The sequence below is a fragment of the Paenibacillus sp. PK3_47 genome (genome assembly GCF_023520895.1).
Classification (GTDB): Bacteria; Bacillota; Bacilli; order Paenibacillales; family Paenibacillaceae; genus Paenibacillus_AQ.
Genome location: NZ_CP026029.1, coordinates 4,231,645 through 4,245,965, shown reverse-complemented (window position 1 = coordinate 4,245,965; position 14,321 = coordinate 4,231,645). Strand labels below are relative to the sequence as shown.

The 14,321-nt window shown below is 50.0% G+C and carries 18 protein-coding genes; 10 read left to right on the top strand and 8 right to left on the bottom strand.

What is annotated here, in order from left to right:
* The first annotated feature begins 189 nt into the window (after window positions 1–189).
* The 3 genes from C2I18_RS18925 (at window position 190) to C2I18_RS18915 (ending at window position 3,166) form a co-directional block, all read left to right on the top strand.
* The gene (locus tag C2I18_RS18925) at window positions 190–1,977 is read left to right on the top strand and encodes an ABC transporter ATP-binding protein (protein ID WP_249897296.1); all 1,788 of its coding nucleotides are present in this window, start codon (window positions 190–192) and stop codon (window positions 1,975–1,977) included.
* Window positions 1,974–2,498 (top strand): hypothetical protein, encoded by a 525-nt coding sequence (locus C2I18_RS18920; RefSeq protein WP_249897295.1) that lies wholly within the window; start codon window positions 1,974–1,976, stop codon window positions 2,496–2,498. The genes C2I18_RS18925 and C2I18_RS18920 overlap by 4 nt, the downstream gene beginning before the upstream one ends.
* A gap of 131 nt (window positions 2,499–2,629) precedes the next feature.
* Window positions 2,630–3,166 (top strand): hypothetical protein, encoded by a 537-nt coding sequence (locus C2I18_RS18915; RefSeq protein WP_249897294.1) that lies wholly within the window; start codon window positions 2,630–2,632, stop codon window positions 3,164–3,166.
* 100 nt (window positions 3,167–3,266) lie between these two features.
* On the opposite strand, the gene C2I18_RS18910 is transcribed toward C2I18_RS18915, so the two are convergent.
* From C2I18_RS18910 to C2I18_RS18895, 4 genes are all read right to left on the bottom strand, one after another.
* Window positions 3,267–3,761 carry a phosphotransferase-like protein gene (locus tag C2I18_RS18910; protein ID WP_249897293.1) on the bottom strand — a complete coding sequence of 165 codons (495 nt, stop codon included), beginning with the start codon at window positions 3,759–3,761 and terminating at the stop codon, window positions 3,267–3,269.
* 3 nt (window positions 3,762–3,764) lie between these two features.
* Window positions 3,765–4,235, bottom strand: coding sequence for a class I SAM-dependent methyltransferase (locus C2I18_RS18905; protein WP_249897292.1), 471 nt, complete (start codon window positions 4,233–4,235; stop codon window positions 3,765–3,767).
* On the bottom strand, window positions 4,181–4,537 hold the full coding sequence (locus tag C2I18_RS18900; RefSeq protein ID WP_249897291.1) for a class I SAM-dependent methyltransferase: 357 nt from the start codon (window positions 4,535–4,537) through the stop codon (window positions 4,181–4,183). Before C2I18_RS18900 ends, C2I18_RS18905 begins: the two co-directional genes overlap by 55 nt.
* A gap of 93 nt (window positions 4,538–4,630) precedes the next feature.
* On the bottom strand, window positions 4,631–5,260 hold the full coding sequence (locus C2I18_RS18895; RefSeq protein WP_249897290.1) for a YfbR-like 5'-deoxynucleotidase: 630 nt from the start codon (window positions 5,258–5,260) through the stop codon (window positions 4,631–4,633).
* 313 nt (window positions 5,261–5,573) lie between these two features.
* On the opposite strand from C2I18_RS18895, the gene C2I18_RS18890 reads away from it, so the two are divergent.
* Window positions 5,574–5,792, top strand: a complete 219-nt coding sequence (locus C2I18_RS18890; protein WP_249897289.1) for a PspC domain-containing protein — start codon at window positions 5,574–5,576, stop codon at window positions 5,790–5,792.
* 38 nt (window positions 5,793–5,830) lie between these two features.
* The gene (locus tag C2I18_RS18885) at window positions 5,831–6,520 is read left to right on the top strand and encodes a PspA/IM30 family protein (protein ID WP_249897288.1); all 690 of its coding nucleotides are present in this window, start codon (window positions 5,831–5,833) and stop codon (window positions 6,518–6,520) included.
* A 50-nt stretch (window positions 6,521–6,570) separates the two neighbouring features.
* Here C2I18_RS18885 and C2I18_RS29745 read toward each other — a convergent pair whose 3' ends face one another.
* Window positions 6,571–7,908 carry a VWA domain-containing protein gene (locus C2I18_RS29745; RefSeq protein ID WP_342760307.1) on the bottom strand — a complete coding sequence of 446 codons (1,338 nt, stop codon included), beginning with the start codon at window positions 7,906–7,908 and terminating at the stop codon, window positions 6,571–6,573.
* Between the two features lie 150 nt (window positions 7,909–8,058).
* Between C2I18_RS29745 and C2I18_RS18870 the strand changes: the two genes are divergently transcribed.
* Genes C2I18_RS18870 through C2I18_RS18850 form a run of 5 tightly spaced genes read left to right on the top strand, consistent with a single transcriptional unit; the run spans window position 8,059 to window position 10,133 of the window.
* A complete protein-coding gene (locus tag C2I18_RS18870; RefSeq protein ID WP_249897287.1) occupies window positions 8,059–8,715 on the top strand; it encodes a 3'-5' exonuclease in 657 nt (218 codons plus the stop codon).
* A 47-nt stretch (window positions 8,716–8,762) separates the two neighbouring features.
* The gene (locus C2I18_RS18865) at window positions 8,763–8,915 is read left to right on the top strand and encodes a hypothetical protein (protein WP_249897286.1); all 153 of its coding nucleotides are present in this window, start codon (window positions 8,763–8,765) and stop codon (window positions 8,913–8,915) included.
* Window positions 8,916–8,968: 53 nt separating this feature from the next.
* A complete protein-coding gene (locus tag C2I18_RS18860) occupies window positions 8,969–9,265 on the top strand; it encodes a transposase (RefSeq protein WP_249897285.1) in 297 nt (98 codons plus the stop codon).
* Complete coding sequence (locus C2I18_RS18855) at window positions 9,262–9,900, top strand: IS3 family transposase (RefSeq protein ID WP_342760358.1); 639 nt, start codon at window positions 9,262–9,264, stop codon at window positions 9,898–9,900. The genes C2I18_RS18860 and C2I18_RS18855 overlap by 4 nt, the downstream gene beginning before the upstream one ends.
* Window positions 9,897–10,133, top strand: coding sequence for an IS3 family transposase (locus C2I18_RS18850; RefSeq protein WP_249897284.1), 237 nt, complete (start codon window positions 9,897–9,899; stop codon window positions 10,131–10,133). The genes C2I18_RS18855 and C2I18_RS18850 overlap by 4 nt, the downstream gene beginning before the upstream one ends.
* Window positions 10,134–10,139: 6 nt before the next feature.
* Here C2I18_RS18850 and C2I18_RS18845 read toward each other — a convergent pair whose 3' ends face one another.
* The 3 genes from C2I18_RS18845 to C2I18_RS18835 form a co-directional block, all read right to left on the bottom strand.
* Window positions 10,140–10,574: a hypothetical protein gene (locus C2I18_RS18845; RefSeq protein ID WP_249897283.1), complete on the bottom strand. Its 435-nt coding sequence runs from the start codon at window positions 10,572–10,574 to the stop codon at window positions 10,140–10,142.
* A gap of 70 nt (window positions 10,575–10,644) precedes the next feature.
* Window positions 10,645–11,601 carry a 3'-5' exoribonuclease YhaM family protein gene (locus C2I18_RS18840; protein WP_249897282.1) on the bottom strand — a complete coding sequence of 319 codons (957 nt, stop codon included), beginning with the start codon at window positions 11,599–11,601 and terminating at the stop codon, window positions 10,645–10,647.
* Between the two features lie 184 nt (window positions 11,602–11,785).
* Window positions 11,786–14,098, bottom strand: a complete 2,313-nt coding sequence (locus tag C2I18_RS18835) for an FMN-binding protein (protein WP_249897281.1) — start codon at window positions 14,096–14,098, stop codon at window positions 11,786–11,788.
* Between the last annotated feature and the right edge of the window lie 223 nt (window positions 14,099–14,321).

Genomic DNA, 14,321 nt, shown 5'->3' with positions numbered 1-14,321 from the left:
TGTATAACAGCAAGTTCATTATAGGACAGAGTTCTGCAAAGAACTTTGTTTATATTGGGCTTTTTCTTGTGAATATTGCGGTTTGGGTTAACCAGTTATATCCCGGATAACTCTCTTTGTGAACAATGCCTCCCGACCGTTTACAGTCCCCGGGATATCCTGTACGATATTGGGCATGGGAGGGGTTAGATGCTCATTTTTGTCAAGACGATTATCCGGGGATTTGCCGGGCATCGTCTGTTATTTGCCGTATTTCTGATCAGCAGTGTTATCGAAATTATTTATGCAGCGGCTGCTCCGCTGAGCTTGCAGTACCTTGTGGATGACGCCTTTGTCCCGAAAGATTTGCAGTCCTTCATTGTGATCCTTATGGTCCTGCTTGCAGGCGGCCTGCTGAATCTTGCGGCGGCTCAGGCCGGGGATTATTCACTCAGCAGACTGGCGGGCGGTGTGATCCGGCAGATGCGGGCTGAATTATTCGGTCAGCTGCAGCGGCAATCCTCCCCCTTCTATGAGCGCTACCGTACTGGTGATTTAATCAGCCGTTTTATCGGGGACATGTCGTCGATGGAACAGGTGATCCGTGTCTCCTGTCCTCTGCTGCTGCGCGAAACCGGCAGCACGCTTCTAGGCCTCGTGCTTCTTTTCTCTATTGAATGGAAGCTTACACTTGCCGTATTGGCCGGAGCATCGCTCATGTTCATTGCACCCAGACTGCTGCTGGGACAAGCCGAAAAGGCCAACCGGAGCTATAAGGAAGCACAGGAACGCTTCTCCAATATCATAGATGAAGCGGTCAGGGGCCAGCGGACGATCCGCAGTCTCCACCAGCAGGACAGGATAGGCACAAGAGCAGACCTGTATATCGGTGAACTGTTCCGGACCGGAACGGGATTACATAGAATAAATTCGCTTATGGAGCGGCTGCCGCAGGCATCCTTGCTTCTGCTGAACGGTATCATGATCAGCTTAGGGGGATATTTCATCTTCCGGGGCGACATGACCATCGGGGGTTTCATGGCCTTCTTTACCCTGTTTATGAGTGTAGGCCAAGCCGCAAATAATCTATCATTTCTGATTCCTAACCTGATTGATTCTACGGTCAGCTTCACCCGGATCAGAGATATTATGAATCTCAAGCCGGAGGTGCCGGAGGCCGTTCGCCCGGTTGTGTTGCCTTCTGCAGGGTTGACGGTGGAGATGGACGGGGTAACGTTTGGATATGGGGAAGGCCCGGCGATATTGCAGGAAGTCAGCCTGTCCGTTCCTTCCGGCAGCTACGTCGCCCTGGTAGGACTAAGCGGCTCAGGCAAGACCACGGCGCTTCGGCTGCTGGCCCGCTTCCATGATCCGCAGACAGGCACAGTCCGGATTGGCGGAACAGATCTTCGTGAAGTCAGCGAAGCTTCACTGCGTAAGGAATTGACACTCGTAACCCAGGATACATTCCTCTTCCAGGCCAGCATCCGCGAGAATCTGCTGCTGGACCACAGCGCCGTATCCGAGGAAATCATGCATGAGGCCGCCCGTGCTGCCCGGATTCATGAGACGATCATGGCTTTGCCCGAAGGGTACGACACCCTGCTGCCCGGTGAAGGCGGCCCCCTGTCCGGCGGCCAGCGCCAGCGGCTGGCGCTGGCAAGAGCTTTACTGAGAAGTCCGCAGGTGCTGCTGCTGGATGAAATCACTTCTGCGCTGGATGCCGCTACCGAAGCAGACATCAGCCGGCTGCTGCTGGGTCTGCGCGGACAGATGACGATTATCTCGGTTACTCACCGGCTCGCCTCCACCGTGAATGCAGACAGGATTTATGTGTTCCATGAAGGACGGATCGCCGAGTCGGGAACACATGCCGAGCTGCTGCGCCTGGATGGGATATACAGCGGTTTATGGGAGAAGCAGCATGGATTTCGCTTGGGCAGACATTTGGTCAACAAACATAAACTAAATATGAATATAAAGGGGATACGGTCATGACCACCACCTGTGCGCGCTGCACCACCGACGAGGATTATGCGAAGGTTAGTTCTTTCCTGATTGAACGCAGACATGATCTGCATCTTTCCTATATGACCATGGATATGGTGACGCTTCTATACAACTATATTACGGAGGGTCATCTGCTTCAGATTACCAATGACGAGGGTGATGTGCTGGCAGCAGGCGCCTATTATCACGGAACTCCCGAGCATAACTTTTTGGATAAAGGGACCGTGCTTGTTGATTTTACCGTGTTTGACCAGGCGGTCCGCGGGACGAGGCTCTTTTTGAAGGGGCTGAAGTATCTGGTTGAGGCCATTCGCGCAGCACATCCGGAAGTTCAGGAGATCCGTATGGCCGCCTTCGCTGATAATGTGTATGTCTGCAATTTGTATGCCAAATTTAACACTTCGAGCTATACCAGACAAGGCGAGATTGGGGAGGAAATTATATTTTGCTCGGACCTGGATTCCTTATGGACAAGACTTCAAAAATTTGATAGATTAAATTTGAAATAACGAAGAAATTAATGGAAAAAGGAGGACACAGACATGGTACCCATTCCACCAAGTGTAAAAGAAATCAAAAAAGGCAGCGGCTTCGGAAAAATTGTCAGAGTTAATGATTCGCTCAGAGTACTGGTTAAATAATGCCGTTTTTTATCCGCCCCTGTAATCTGGAGATGGATACTACAGCCTACATCCAGTATTTGATTACGCATCATGCAAGCTTGAATCTGCCTTATTCTTTTGCAGCCAAGCTGAGCTTCTTCAGCAGTCCGATCACCATGGGCAGAGCGCTTCTGATGTTCGAGGACGAGCCTTATGGTATCGTCGGTGCAGCCGGATTTGTCTACGGTACCGGAGCCCATGATTACGAGGACAGGCATGTTTGTCACGTAGAGATAGCTTACATACAGGAAGAATACCGCAGCACACCGCTGTTCATGCGCATGCTCAATGGTCTTCTCGCTGAAATGAAGGCAGGCAATCCCGGGGTAAGCAGGGTGCAGTTCTGGGTACCCGCAAGCCAGCAGCAGCTGGAGAAATTATGTGCACGGTTTGCAGCCTGGCCCTGCTCCGTCAAGAGTACCGGCGTCAGCGGCGATCAGCACCTGACTTTCTATTCTTTATCCTTTGCCAAATTGGAAGAGTATTGCCGCAGGTTTCATTTTGCCAATACATAAGCTTACCATGAGGGACTGTCCCGCAGGTGTTAAGCGCCTGTGAGACAGTTTTTTTCGAATCCCCGCTCACTCAATTTCGCTTCAAAATGTATCCCCCGTGTTATGAAACCCTTCCCAGGATTTTGTTTACACATTCCTCCAGACTATTTACACAGGTGTCCACCTCTAAATCATACACTTCGTCCTTATGTACAAAATCCAGCTGCTCCAGCGCCTGCCCGATTCTCCGGTCTCCCCGTTCGCGCTCCCTGCGTTCAAGCTCCTCCGGCGGACAATGGACGCCCACCCGCAGCACATCGTATCCGGCAAGGCTCTCTAACCAGTCTGTTCTGGTGAAAGGGTCATGGATGACATGATCCGCAATCAGGTTAACACCCTTGTCCGCAAACATGGCAATCGTCCGGTGATAAAAATACTCTGTCGGCACAGGAATTAACCGGCCGTGATCCCGGTCTTCCATCCGCTCGATCACCAGGTCAAAATCATCGATACTGTAGTGAAAATAATCCGGCAGCCTTTTAATCAGCGCCTTGGCCAGCGTGCTTTTGCCGGAGCTTGAAACTCCGTTCAGCAGAATGATACTTCCTTTACCCACCTGTTACGCCTCCGCCCTGTCTTGTACTTTTTTAGCTATAATATGTGTGAATTGGGCTATGTCTCTGTACGGGCTGACACTGCCAAGCGCAAGCTCCATTGCCGCCGCTTTATGGTGCCATTCTTCCGACTGCTTGAGTTCATTGTCCGTTATATAACCGTAGACATTATGTATCCCGTAATACCCGGCCATTTCATAGCCTGCCTGATGAAGCCATCCTGTTAGCTGCTCATACGTGTAGATGATAATATCCGTTCCAATAACCGAGCTGTAATCCCTGCTGCTGCCGAGGCTGGCAAGCGCACTTTCAGGGTCTTTGCCGAGGATGGCCTTTTTCATCACTTTCGCTGCCGGATTATGTGCAATCAATGAGAGATAGCCGCCTTCTTGCTGACAGCCTGCCAGAAGATTAAGAAAGGTTACCGGATCTTCACTGTACTCCAGAATGTTGTGGCAAAAGATCCAGCCGTACATCCCCAGACCACCAGCAGCCTGCTCAAAGTATCATTGATGTAGCGCACGCTCTGCCCGTCTTTTACCGCAATGTCCAGCATTTCCTGTGCCGGTTCAACGCCGGTAACGTCATGTCCTTTTCTATTATATTCATTGCTTGAGATGCCAAAGCCGCAGCCGATATCCAGTATTTTTTGCTTCCCGCCGGTCAGAAACTGATCAATTTGATGCCAAGCTGTTCCATAAAACAACCTGCCCCAGGGCATTTGGGTGTAGCTGAGATATGGGTCTATAGAATTTGCAAAAGCACTTTTATTGTACATAATTGCTGATCATCTCCCAAGTGAATTATACATCATTTTCTATATGACAGAATCAACGTTAATTCCCCCCACAAAAAAAAGAGCACCCGCTCACTACAGAGCCAGTGCCTCTTCCGTAATCCTTCTGATATCCACCGGAGACAAAGTCTCCTCATTTACCATGTCCGGCAGAATCTCTGCCAGGAAATAGTCCACACACTTCAGGTCAATGTTCTTGATCTTGATCAGCGCATTGCGGTACATGACCACAAATTCCTTCTCCGTGTTTCCCCTTTGCATTTCAGCAAAAGCCTCATACACCTGGTCCATTTTGTCGGCAACCTCCAGGATCAGGCCCTCCACCGACTCATCTTTGCCTTCACGCAGCTGCTGGAAGAAAATCGCCTTGAACTCCTCCGGGATATGCTCTTCGATGAAGTTGTGGACCATTCCCTCCTCAACCTGCTGAATCAGCGAGCGCAGCTGCAGCGAGGAATGCTTCACCGGGGTTTTAATGTCTCCGATAAAAATCTCCCCGTAATCATGGCTGCTCGTAATCTCGTACAGCTTCTTCCAGTCGATCACCGCACCATGCTTTTCCTCGATATCGGCCAGCGTCTTGGCATATTGTACAACCTTCCAGGAATGGGCCGCGACGCTGTGCTCCTCGAATTTGAATTTACCCGGGCAGCGGATAATCCGCTCCAGTTCATTTAATGAGCGAAAATATTTATGAATTCCCACGAAAGGTCCTCCCTTATCTTCATTGTATACTCCGGATGTTCATCAATCTTGCAGGCTATTGGAGGAAATAGATAGATACAGTATAGTGCGCCAGTGTTAAGCCGGGATTCAATGAACTGCTGCCTTATGTTAAAAGAGAGCTGCACATTCCCCCGTCTTCCTGCGGGAACCGTCCCCGCCTTAGGTCTGGATTCAAAAACAGTCCTCAGGCCGTTTTGCCATGCCCCATATCCCTTTACAATTAAGACATAAATAACGGCTAAGACGAACAGCCTTCGGGCTTACCCATTACAAGAGAGGAAGATTTATAATTATGAAAAAACTATTCCGTTCCGAAAGAGACAAAAAGGTTACCGGCTTGTGCGGAGGTTTGGCCCAGTACTTGAATGTTGATACGACGCTGATCCGGCTGATCGCTGTTGTGGCCGCATTCTTCAGCTTTGGTACTGTTGCCCTAATCTACATCGTAGCCAGCATTCTGGTTCCGAAAGAGACTTTTAGCAGCTTCAACGATCACTACGACTATTACTAATACTGAATCCCTAAATTACAATCAAAGGAGAAATGAACATGAACAGCATATTCCAAAGAATTACGACCCTTACTAAGGCAGCACTCCACGAAGGTTTGAACAAACTGGAAGACCCGGTACTGTTGACCGGACAATATTTGCGGGACCTGGATGATAAAATCGGCAGCGCCGAAAGCAAACAGCGCGAACTTAAAGCCACAGTAAGTGTACTGGAGCGCCGCATTGCGGAATACAAAGTTCTGGCGGAGCGCAGCGAAGCTGATGCAGTCAAGGCCATGGCCGAGGGAAATGAGGCGGCTGCAAGAACTGCACTGCTCACCAAATTGCGTTATGCCGAGAGCGAACAGGAAAGTACAGCACGTCTGGAAGAAACCCGCAATGCCCTGGCTGCACTGGAAGTCAGTCTGGAAAACGCCAAAGAAGAGCACACACGCCTGAAAGCTAAGAGAGCTGAACTGACCGAGCGTGCCCGCAAAGCGGCAGAAGTAACCAGACGTGCTGCACAGAACAATCCAACTGCTTATACCGGCTACCCTGGACAGGTGATCAACGCCGGCGCGGCAGCCCGCGGGTTCGAACGGATGGAAGACAAGATCAATGAGCTTGAAGCACAGGCTGAGCAATCCGCCCATTATTCCGGGGCAGCAGCCGACCCGGTGTTCAACAGCGCGGTAGAGGCCGAGCTGGAGCGGCTCCGCAGCCGGAAGGACAGCGATTCAAAGAAATAAGCTTGTATACTGAAAAGACTACCGCACCGGTAAGGGAGCGGTAGTCTTTTTTATGCACGGATAATCCCCTTCTCCTTGGCGGCCTTCAGCCAGTGCGGGAACTCATTCAGCAGCTTGTCATACAGCTCCTCGTCGCTCACCTGCTCGATCCGGTCCAGATGTACAAAGTCCGCATTATCCACGATCCTCCCGCTCATGTTGTCCAGCCCTTCAAGTACTTCAAAATCCGAATATCCAATCCCGACGAACTGCCAGAAGATCGGCTGAACAGCGGCTTTCATAATCACTTTTCGGGTTAATTTCAGCACGCCGCCGTCATTAATAAAGATAATAAATACAGGAGTATCTTCCTGATCTTCCTTGGTATATTTGCGGATTACATCCTCCATTACAGGAGGTTCATTATTCCGGCCAAATTTATGAATGCTGCGGTTATTTAAAATTTGCGTTTTGACATACTGCCCAAAATCACGTTCCGTAACCGAAGGGAGCCGGCTGAATTCATTATCATACACCCATACATCCAGTGAGCCGTTATCGTCAAACTTGGCGGCCACGGCCAGAATCCGCTCCACAACTTCCTGCACGACACCGGCAGCATACAAGTTTCTCATCGAGCCGCTGATATCCAGCACAATCCCGACTCTGGCCCTCACACCGGTCAATTGCTTCTTTTCGAGGGTGAACTGGACTATTCTTTTGCGCAGATCAATCGAGGATAGAACATTCTTCGCAGGTTCTGCCTCAACAGGCGGCACGGCTGGCAGATCTGTTGCCGCAGCTTGCTGCGGTTCCGCCGGCACAGCAGCTTCTGCAGCCGCAGCGACCTCGGCAGAGCCTGTCCCTTCCACTTCCAGCCCGTAATGCACGCACAGTGCCGCCAGTCCGCCGTTAAAGCCGCTGCCTACTGCGCTGAATTTCCATTCCCCGTTATGACGGTACAATTCCCCGACTACTATTGCTGTCTCCTCTGTTAAATCAGAACCATAATCGAAGCGGTACAGCTCTTCGCCGCCCTGCCGGTTTTGAAGCCTTACATAGGGGCCGCTTACATCCTTCATGCGGTGATTCAGCTGCTCCCCTTCATAAATCGTCAGTGTCAGGGCAATCCGGGCAATCTGCTGCGGAAGACGGGACAGGAATACCGTGAGACTCTCCTTATCTCCCTGTGCTGCGGCTGCATGTGTGACAGCTCCGTCCTGTGATACCGGGTTGCCGTAAAAAATAAAGTCCTCGTCCCGCTCACAAATGCCCCGCTCCGACAATAGAAAAGCAGCAGCATCTATTCCCATTTGGGCATTTGTTGTTGTCCAGCCGAAGGAAAACGTGATGTCACTGATGTTATTCCCCTTCGTAATATCCACTTTCTGACCCTTAAGCAGCTGCACAGATTCATCTCCTTATTTTCACAGTCTAGTTCTGGCTCTTCACAGATTAAGAAATAACATATTAACAAGACTTTGTAAAATGGTTCGATTGTAATTGCCGCTAGACTCCTATAAGATGAAAGAGATACTTGATAGATAAGGGGCTTTACAATGAATTTTACGGCAATAGACTTTGAGACAGCCAACTCCAGCCGCTCCAGCGCCTGCTCTCTCGGTCTTGTACAAATAAGAGACGGAGTGATCACCGCCGAGCATGTGTGGCTGATTGATCCGCGGCAGCGTTTTGACGGCATGAATATCGCCATTCACGGGATCACCCCGTCGATGGTTCAGGGCCAGCCTACATTCGGCGAATTGTGGCCAACGCTGGTGCCGCTGCTGCAGGACGAGATCGTCGTTGCACATAATGCTGCCTTCGATATGAGCGTGCTGCGTTACTGTCTGGATGCATCCGGGAACAGCTATCCCGCTTTTCAATATATGTGCAGTTACCTGCTGAGCAAAAAGATACTCCAGGACCTGCCCTCCCATAAACTGAACGTAGTCTCGCAGCACTTCGGCATCACCCTGAAGCATCACGATGCGCTTGACGATGCCAGGGCATCTGCCGGTATTCTGCTGAAGCTCATGGAAAAGGAGCAGCATCATGACCCTCTCCTGCTGGCCGGAAGCCAGGGTTACACAGCCGGAACGCTGTATGCCGGCGGCTACACTCCTTTCAAAGCCCAGCCCAAAAAGGCGGCAAAGAAGCCCGCGAAGAAACGGACTTCTGCAGCACCCGGGGGGAGTATGGGGCAGTATTTCTGAATTAGCCAGAGTTAGAGCTGGTGATTGGTTGCGGTATCTGGCCGCATTTGGGCAGAATCAAAGGTATAAATACCGTTGATTTGGATGGTTTGCCGCATTTGGACAGAATCAAAGGTATAAATACCGTTGATTTGGATGGTTTGCCGCATTTATCCAGAATCAAAGGTATAAATACCGTTGATGCTGTTAGTATAAGGTAGTGGACACTCGTTAAGAGAATGAGAGAAAATACAATTAACGAGGAGGTGTCCACATGAGTGGAACACGAAGAAGCTACAACGAAGAATTTAAACGACAGACGGTAAAGTATATCCAGGAGCAGACCAAGACGGTGGTGGAATTAGCCCAGGAGCTAGATATTCCTGCAAAAACCATACATCAATGGTTAGGGAAATATCGGCAGTTCCAGAATGAGCCCGTGTCCAGCCCTGAGCAAACGAATGAGCTCAAACGGCAACTGGAGGAGAAAGATCAAACCATTGCTAGAATGGCAGAAGAGATGGAAATCTTAAAAAAAGCTATGCACATCTTCAGCAACCCAAAGAACTGAGATTCCAGTTCATCGAGGATCATCGCTCCCGGTTCTGTGTGGAGAGGATGTGCGGCGTACTTCAAGTGTCACGGAGCGGTTATTACAAATGGAGAACGGCCAAGCCAGGTCCGCAAGCCAACCGAAAAGTGTTGTTATGTCAGCGGATTACTTATCATTTTCACGATACCCATGGCCGCTATGGAAGCCCGAAAATCACCATTCTCCTGCAGCGTGAAGGGCATAGGGTCAGCGAACGCACCGTTGGAAAATACATGAGAGAACTGGGCCTGCGCTCCTGTGTTGCCAAGAAGTTTCGTGTGAATACGACCGACTCCAATCACGATTTACCGATTGCACCGAACCTGCTGAATCAGCAATTTAAAACGGAAAAACCCAATAAGATTTGGGTTGCGGACATCACCTACATCCCTTGCCTTGAAGGACGGATGTACCTGGCCAGTGTGCTGGACCTATGCACCCGGGAAATCGTAGGCTGGCGGCTGGGCGACCGGATGACTACTGACCTTGTGCTAGACGCCCTGGACGACGCTCACAAGCAAAAACGCCCAAAGAAAGGCCTTACCCACCATTCAGATCGCGGCTCACAATATGCCTCTAAGGATTACCGTGAGCGTTTAAAAAGTACCAGATGAAGGCCAGTATGAGCCGTAAAGGCAACTGTTACGACAATGCCTGCATTGAATCTTTCCACAGCTTACTTAAGAAAGAGTTTGTGTACTGCACCCGATTCAAAACAAAGAAACAAGCCTATGAAGCGATCTACCAGTACATCGAGTTTTTTTATAACCGCAAACGAATCCATGGTGCGCTGGGCTATCTTTCACCGGTTCAATTTGCAGCGAAATTTAAGCAAGAGACAGCTTAATTCTTATTAAGTCATGTCTACTTTCTTGACGGACGTCCAGATTTGGATGGTTTGCCGCATTTGAGCGAAATCAAAGGTATAAATACCGTTGATTTGGACGGTTTGCCGCATTTGAGCGAAATCAAAGGTATAAGTACCGTTGATTTGGGTGGTTTGCCACATTTGAGCAGAATCAAAGGTATAAATACCGTTGATTTGGATGGTTTGCCGCATTTGGGCAGAATCAAAGGTATAAATACCGTTGATTTGGATGGTTTGCCGCATTTGGGCGAATTCAAGGGTATAAATACCGTTGATTTGGGCGGTTCGCTGTATTTGGGCGAATTCAAGGGTATAAATACCGTTGATTTCGCTCATTTGCCGCATTTTGGCAGAATCAAAGGTATAAATACCGTTGATTTGAATGATTCGCCGCATCCAGGCAAATTCAATCCACCGCACGCGAGCTTAACCACCACAACAAAAAGCAGGTCTTCATCCGTTACGGGAAGACCTGCTTATTTATTTTACCCTACAGCTTCGTCCGGTACACCGCCTTATTCTCCAGCCCCCGGATGAACGGCGTCCATTCCTCAGTCTCCGGCGTTGTATCCAGCGCATCCTCAACCATTTGCAGCTTGGCGTCCATCGTGTCTATATGATGCAGAGCCACAGCTTCCGCCGTCTGCGGCTGGACAGGGCTGCCCCACTCCCCAAGATTGTGATGTGACAATACAAGATGCTGCAGCGCGAGCACTTTCTCGGATTCGAGATCAATTCCGGAGCGGATGGCTGCCTCTGTAATCCAATTCGATGCCATTGAAATATGGCCGATCAGCTTGCCCTTAATGCTGTAATCCGACACGATCCCGAACTGTGAAATCATCTCCTCCGGCTTCGCAATATCATGCAGAATAATGCCGGCTTTCATAAGATCGGGATTCAGGAACGGACGCTGCCTGCAGAGAAACTCACCGATTTCCAGCATCCGCACCATATGATAGGCAAGTCCGGCAAAATAAGCATGATGATGGGTTTTGGCCGCCGGATAATGGGACAGCTTCTCCTCCACTTTGCCGACGCAGAAAGAGACGATCGTGGAGATTTCCGGATCTGCAATGCTCGCCATAGCATTTTTGATTGTATAGACAAGATCCACCGGCCGGATGGGCGCAGAACGGATGAAATCAGTCAAGGACACGCCGTCCGCCTCATTCGCCAGTCTGATTTTGGTGACTTTCACTTGAAGCTTCTCACGGTAGGTGTGAGCCATCCCGCGCACTTTTACCAATGCCATGGGGAAAAAGGTTTCTTTATCCGTCACGCTGACGTCCCAATACTTGGCCGAAATTTGGCCGCTTGAGTCGCCGAGTACAATATCAAAATAATCCTTTGGAGGAGTACCGTTAGTCTGTTTAACCGCAAGTTCGCGTAAGAGATAGAACCCGGTAAACTCATCCTGCGGAGATAGCTGTTTAATAAGTGTCATGTTGGAGCCTCCCATTACTAGCAGGCATTCACCTGCTGTATATATTAAACTTTAGACATTCACCTCCGAAATCCCTCTAAATTACTATACGATTGCGATTCAATATTATGTCCCGGGCATAAAAAGAGGTCATCCCTCACCATTGGCATGGCTGGGGACAACCTCTTTGTTACTTACAAAGATATTATTGACCTGCTGCTTCCAAAGCAGATTTGATAGCTTCCACAACTTTGGCGGAGAGCGCCTTTTCTTCATCATTGCTTCCGAATGCCGCAGCGCGGTAACCGTACTTGTGCAGGCCATAGCCGGATGAAGTTGTTTCAATCTCACTTTTCACAGCAAGCTCGGCCGGAGTCAGCTTAGTGTTTGCTTTTACTTTGCCGGCTGTGTCGAGATAATACACGATCATTTTTACCGGAATGTGGTTCTTGACTGTGACCATTACATTGACAGATTTGTCAGCGCTGGCACCGATGAAAATTCCGTCGAAGAAGGCGGCTTTGTTGCCCTCTGCAACCTCGGCTTTGCCGTAAGCTCTGTCCACAGCCGCTTTCAACGCGACACTGCTGCTTGTTGCACCGGACACCGCATCCACTTCCTGTGCAGCTTCTCTTGTGCCGGCAGCCATGAAGTCCGCAGTCAGCTGCGGAATCGCTTTTTGAACCTCCGCATAAGCGGCTTTACCAAGATCTACAAGATTCATCCCCACGCGGAACAGGGCAATATTCACAATCTTGCCGTTACGCAGCGTAACGTCCGCTCTGTTCGTACCTTTATCATAAGCATCACCGAAAGCGGTGAAAGTTCCGTCTTTATACTCCCCTTGTACTTTGGAAGCATTGGTCAAAGCGTCTTCCAGTGCCGCTCTCGCAGCTGCCGACAGGGCTTCCTGGCCGGCAATGTCAGCCAGCTCCACACCCTGATCAAGCAGACCGGCTGTCAGCTGTTCAGCCAGCGCCTTTTGGTCGGCTGTCCGTTTGTCATCAGCAATCAGCTTGCCGTCTGTTCCGAACAGGCTGAGCTTGATCCCTGTTACTTCATCTGCTTCAACATCAACCAGCAGCATTACCTTGGACTGGTTATCTACACCGGCGAATTTGCCGTCAAAGTATTGTCCTTCAGCCGGTTCTACCAGCGCTTTCTCGAATGCTCTTTCCACCGCCTGATTCCAGCCGTGGCTGCTTTCGGTAGCACCGGAAATACCGTCTACTTTATCATCATAGTCAGCAAAATAAGAACCGTTAGCCAGGAACTTCGCTGTCATCGGAGCGTTGGCTTTGACTACGTCGGCATAAGCTGTAGCACCTCTGTCCAGCAGGTTGTTGCCCAGTCTGTACAGCTTCACATCTACCAGCTTGCCGTTGCGGATAAGGATATCGGCCTTCTCTACGCCTACACTTCTTGCAGTGCCGTAGGAAGAATAGTACCCGTCGATGTAAGTAGGAGCATTATCGATAGTCGCGTTCTGCTCGGCATCCCAGAATGCGTTCACAGCATATTTGGTGTCTGCTTCGTAACCGGCTACAGGCTTAGCATTAGAACCATCAGCCAGCAGTGCAGGAGTAATGGCTGCTACAGCTGCCGCCTGTTCAGGTGTAAAAGCCTTCTCATCGACAATATCGCCGTTAGCCGTCAGCGGATACAGCTTTACAGCTGTAAGCTCATTGGCATCATAGCTTGCGAATACGGCATATTTGCCTTCCGGATCAATCCCCATGTGATCGCCTTCAAAGTAAGTGGCGTCTTCCGGCTTCTCAGTCAGCGCTCTTTCAAACGCTCTGTCAACCGACAGCTTCCAGCCGTTGCTGGTACGGGTGGCACCGGATACGGCATCTACTGCGGCTGCACCGTCTCTCGTTTTGCCCAGGAGTCTGTCTTTCATCAGTCTGTAAGCATCCCACACGCCGCTGTAATTCTCGCGGGCATTGCGGTCGATCAGCTTCGGACTGGTTCTCATCAGCTCGATATCCGTGATTTTTCCGTCCTCGATCGTTATTTTAGCGCCTTCGGTACCTTTGGAATAAGCGTCACCGTAAGCTGAGTATACTCCGTCTTGATACACGTTCTGTTCAACCGTTACAGGCTCCGCAGTTGCAACGGGCTCAGCTGTAGCTGCAGGTTTCGCCGTTGCAGCTGGTGCTGCTGTTGCCGGCTTAGCCGTTGCTGCAGGCTTCGCTGTTGCTGCAGGCTTCACTGTCGCTTTTGGCGTTGCTGCCGGCTTCGCTGTTGCCTTTGGGGTAGCAGCAGGTTTGGCTGTCGGCTTTGGTGTCGCTTTGGGCTTTGGTGTTGCCTTTGGTTTAGCTGTTGCCTTTGGTTTAGCTGTCGCTTTTGGCGTAGCTTTAGGTTTGGCAGCAGGCTTAGCCGTAGCTGCCGGTGTTTCTTCCGAAGCTGCTGACACGGCATCCACCTGCAGATTCAAAGCCGGTGCATTAATGCTGTAAGCAAAAGGTGCAAGCAATATTGCTGCGCTGACAGTCAAAGAAATTAGTTTTTTCAATGCGTATTCTCCTTTACCATATCCCCAGTAGTATGTAGCTCTTCACAACGGTCTTTCCCTTGGCCGTTACTTCTCCCTTCTTACAAAGAGCACCGCGGCTCTTCATAAGAGGCCATCCCCCCTTTCCCGTATCTGCAGGCCTATCCCGGATGTCTGTTCATTATGTAGATGAATAAGGTGAAACATTTCACATAAAGGGTGAATAAATTCACATAATTCTATA

Coding starts and splice junctions, on each gene's coding strand:
- C2I18_RS18925 (WP_249897296.1), top strand. CDS start 190: ATGCTCATTTTTGTCAAGACGATTATCCGGGGATTTGCCGGGCATCGT.
- C2I18_RS18920 (WP_249897295.1), top strand. CDS start 1,974: ATGACCACCACCTGTGCGCGCTGCACCACCGACGAGGATTATGCGAAG.
- C2I18_RS18915 (WP_249897294.1), top strand. CDS start 2,630: ATGCCGTTTTTTATCCGCCCCTGTAATCTGGAGATGGATACTACAGCC.
- C2I18_RS18905 (WP_249897292.1), bottom strand. CDS start 4,235: ATGTACGGCTGGATCTTTTGCCACAACATTCTGGAGTACAGTGAAGAT.
- C2I18_RS18900 (WP_249897291.1), bottom strand. CDS start 4,537: ATGTACAATAAAAGTGCTTTTGCAAATTCTATAGACCCATATCTCAGC.
- C2I18_RS18890 (WP_249897289.1), top strand. CDS start 5,574: ATGAAAAAACTATTCCGTTCCGAAAGAGACAAAAAGGTTACCGGCTTG.
- C2I18_RS18885 (WP_249897288.1), top strand. CDS start 5,831: ATGAACAGCATATTCCAAAGAATTACGACCCTTACTAAGGCAGCACTC.
- C2I18_RS18870 (WP_249897287.1), top strand. CDS start 8,059: ATGAATTTTACGGCAATAGACTTTGAGACAGCCAACTCCAGCCGCTCC.
- C2I18_RS18860 (WP_249897285.1), top strand. CDS start 8,969: ATGAGTGGAACACGAAGAAGCTACAACGAAGAATTTAAACGACAGACG.
- C2I18_RS18850 (WP_249897284.1), top strand. CDS start 9,897: ATGAAGGCCAGTATGAGCCGTAAAGGCAACTGTTACGACAATGCCTGC.
- C2I18_RS18840 (WP_249897282.1), bottom strand. CDS start 11,601: ATGACACTTATTAAACAGCTATCTCCGCAGGATGAGTTTACCGGGTTC.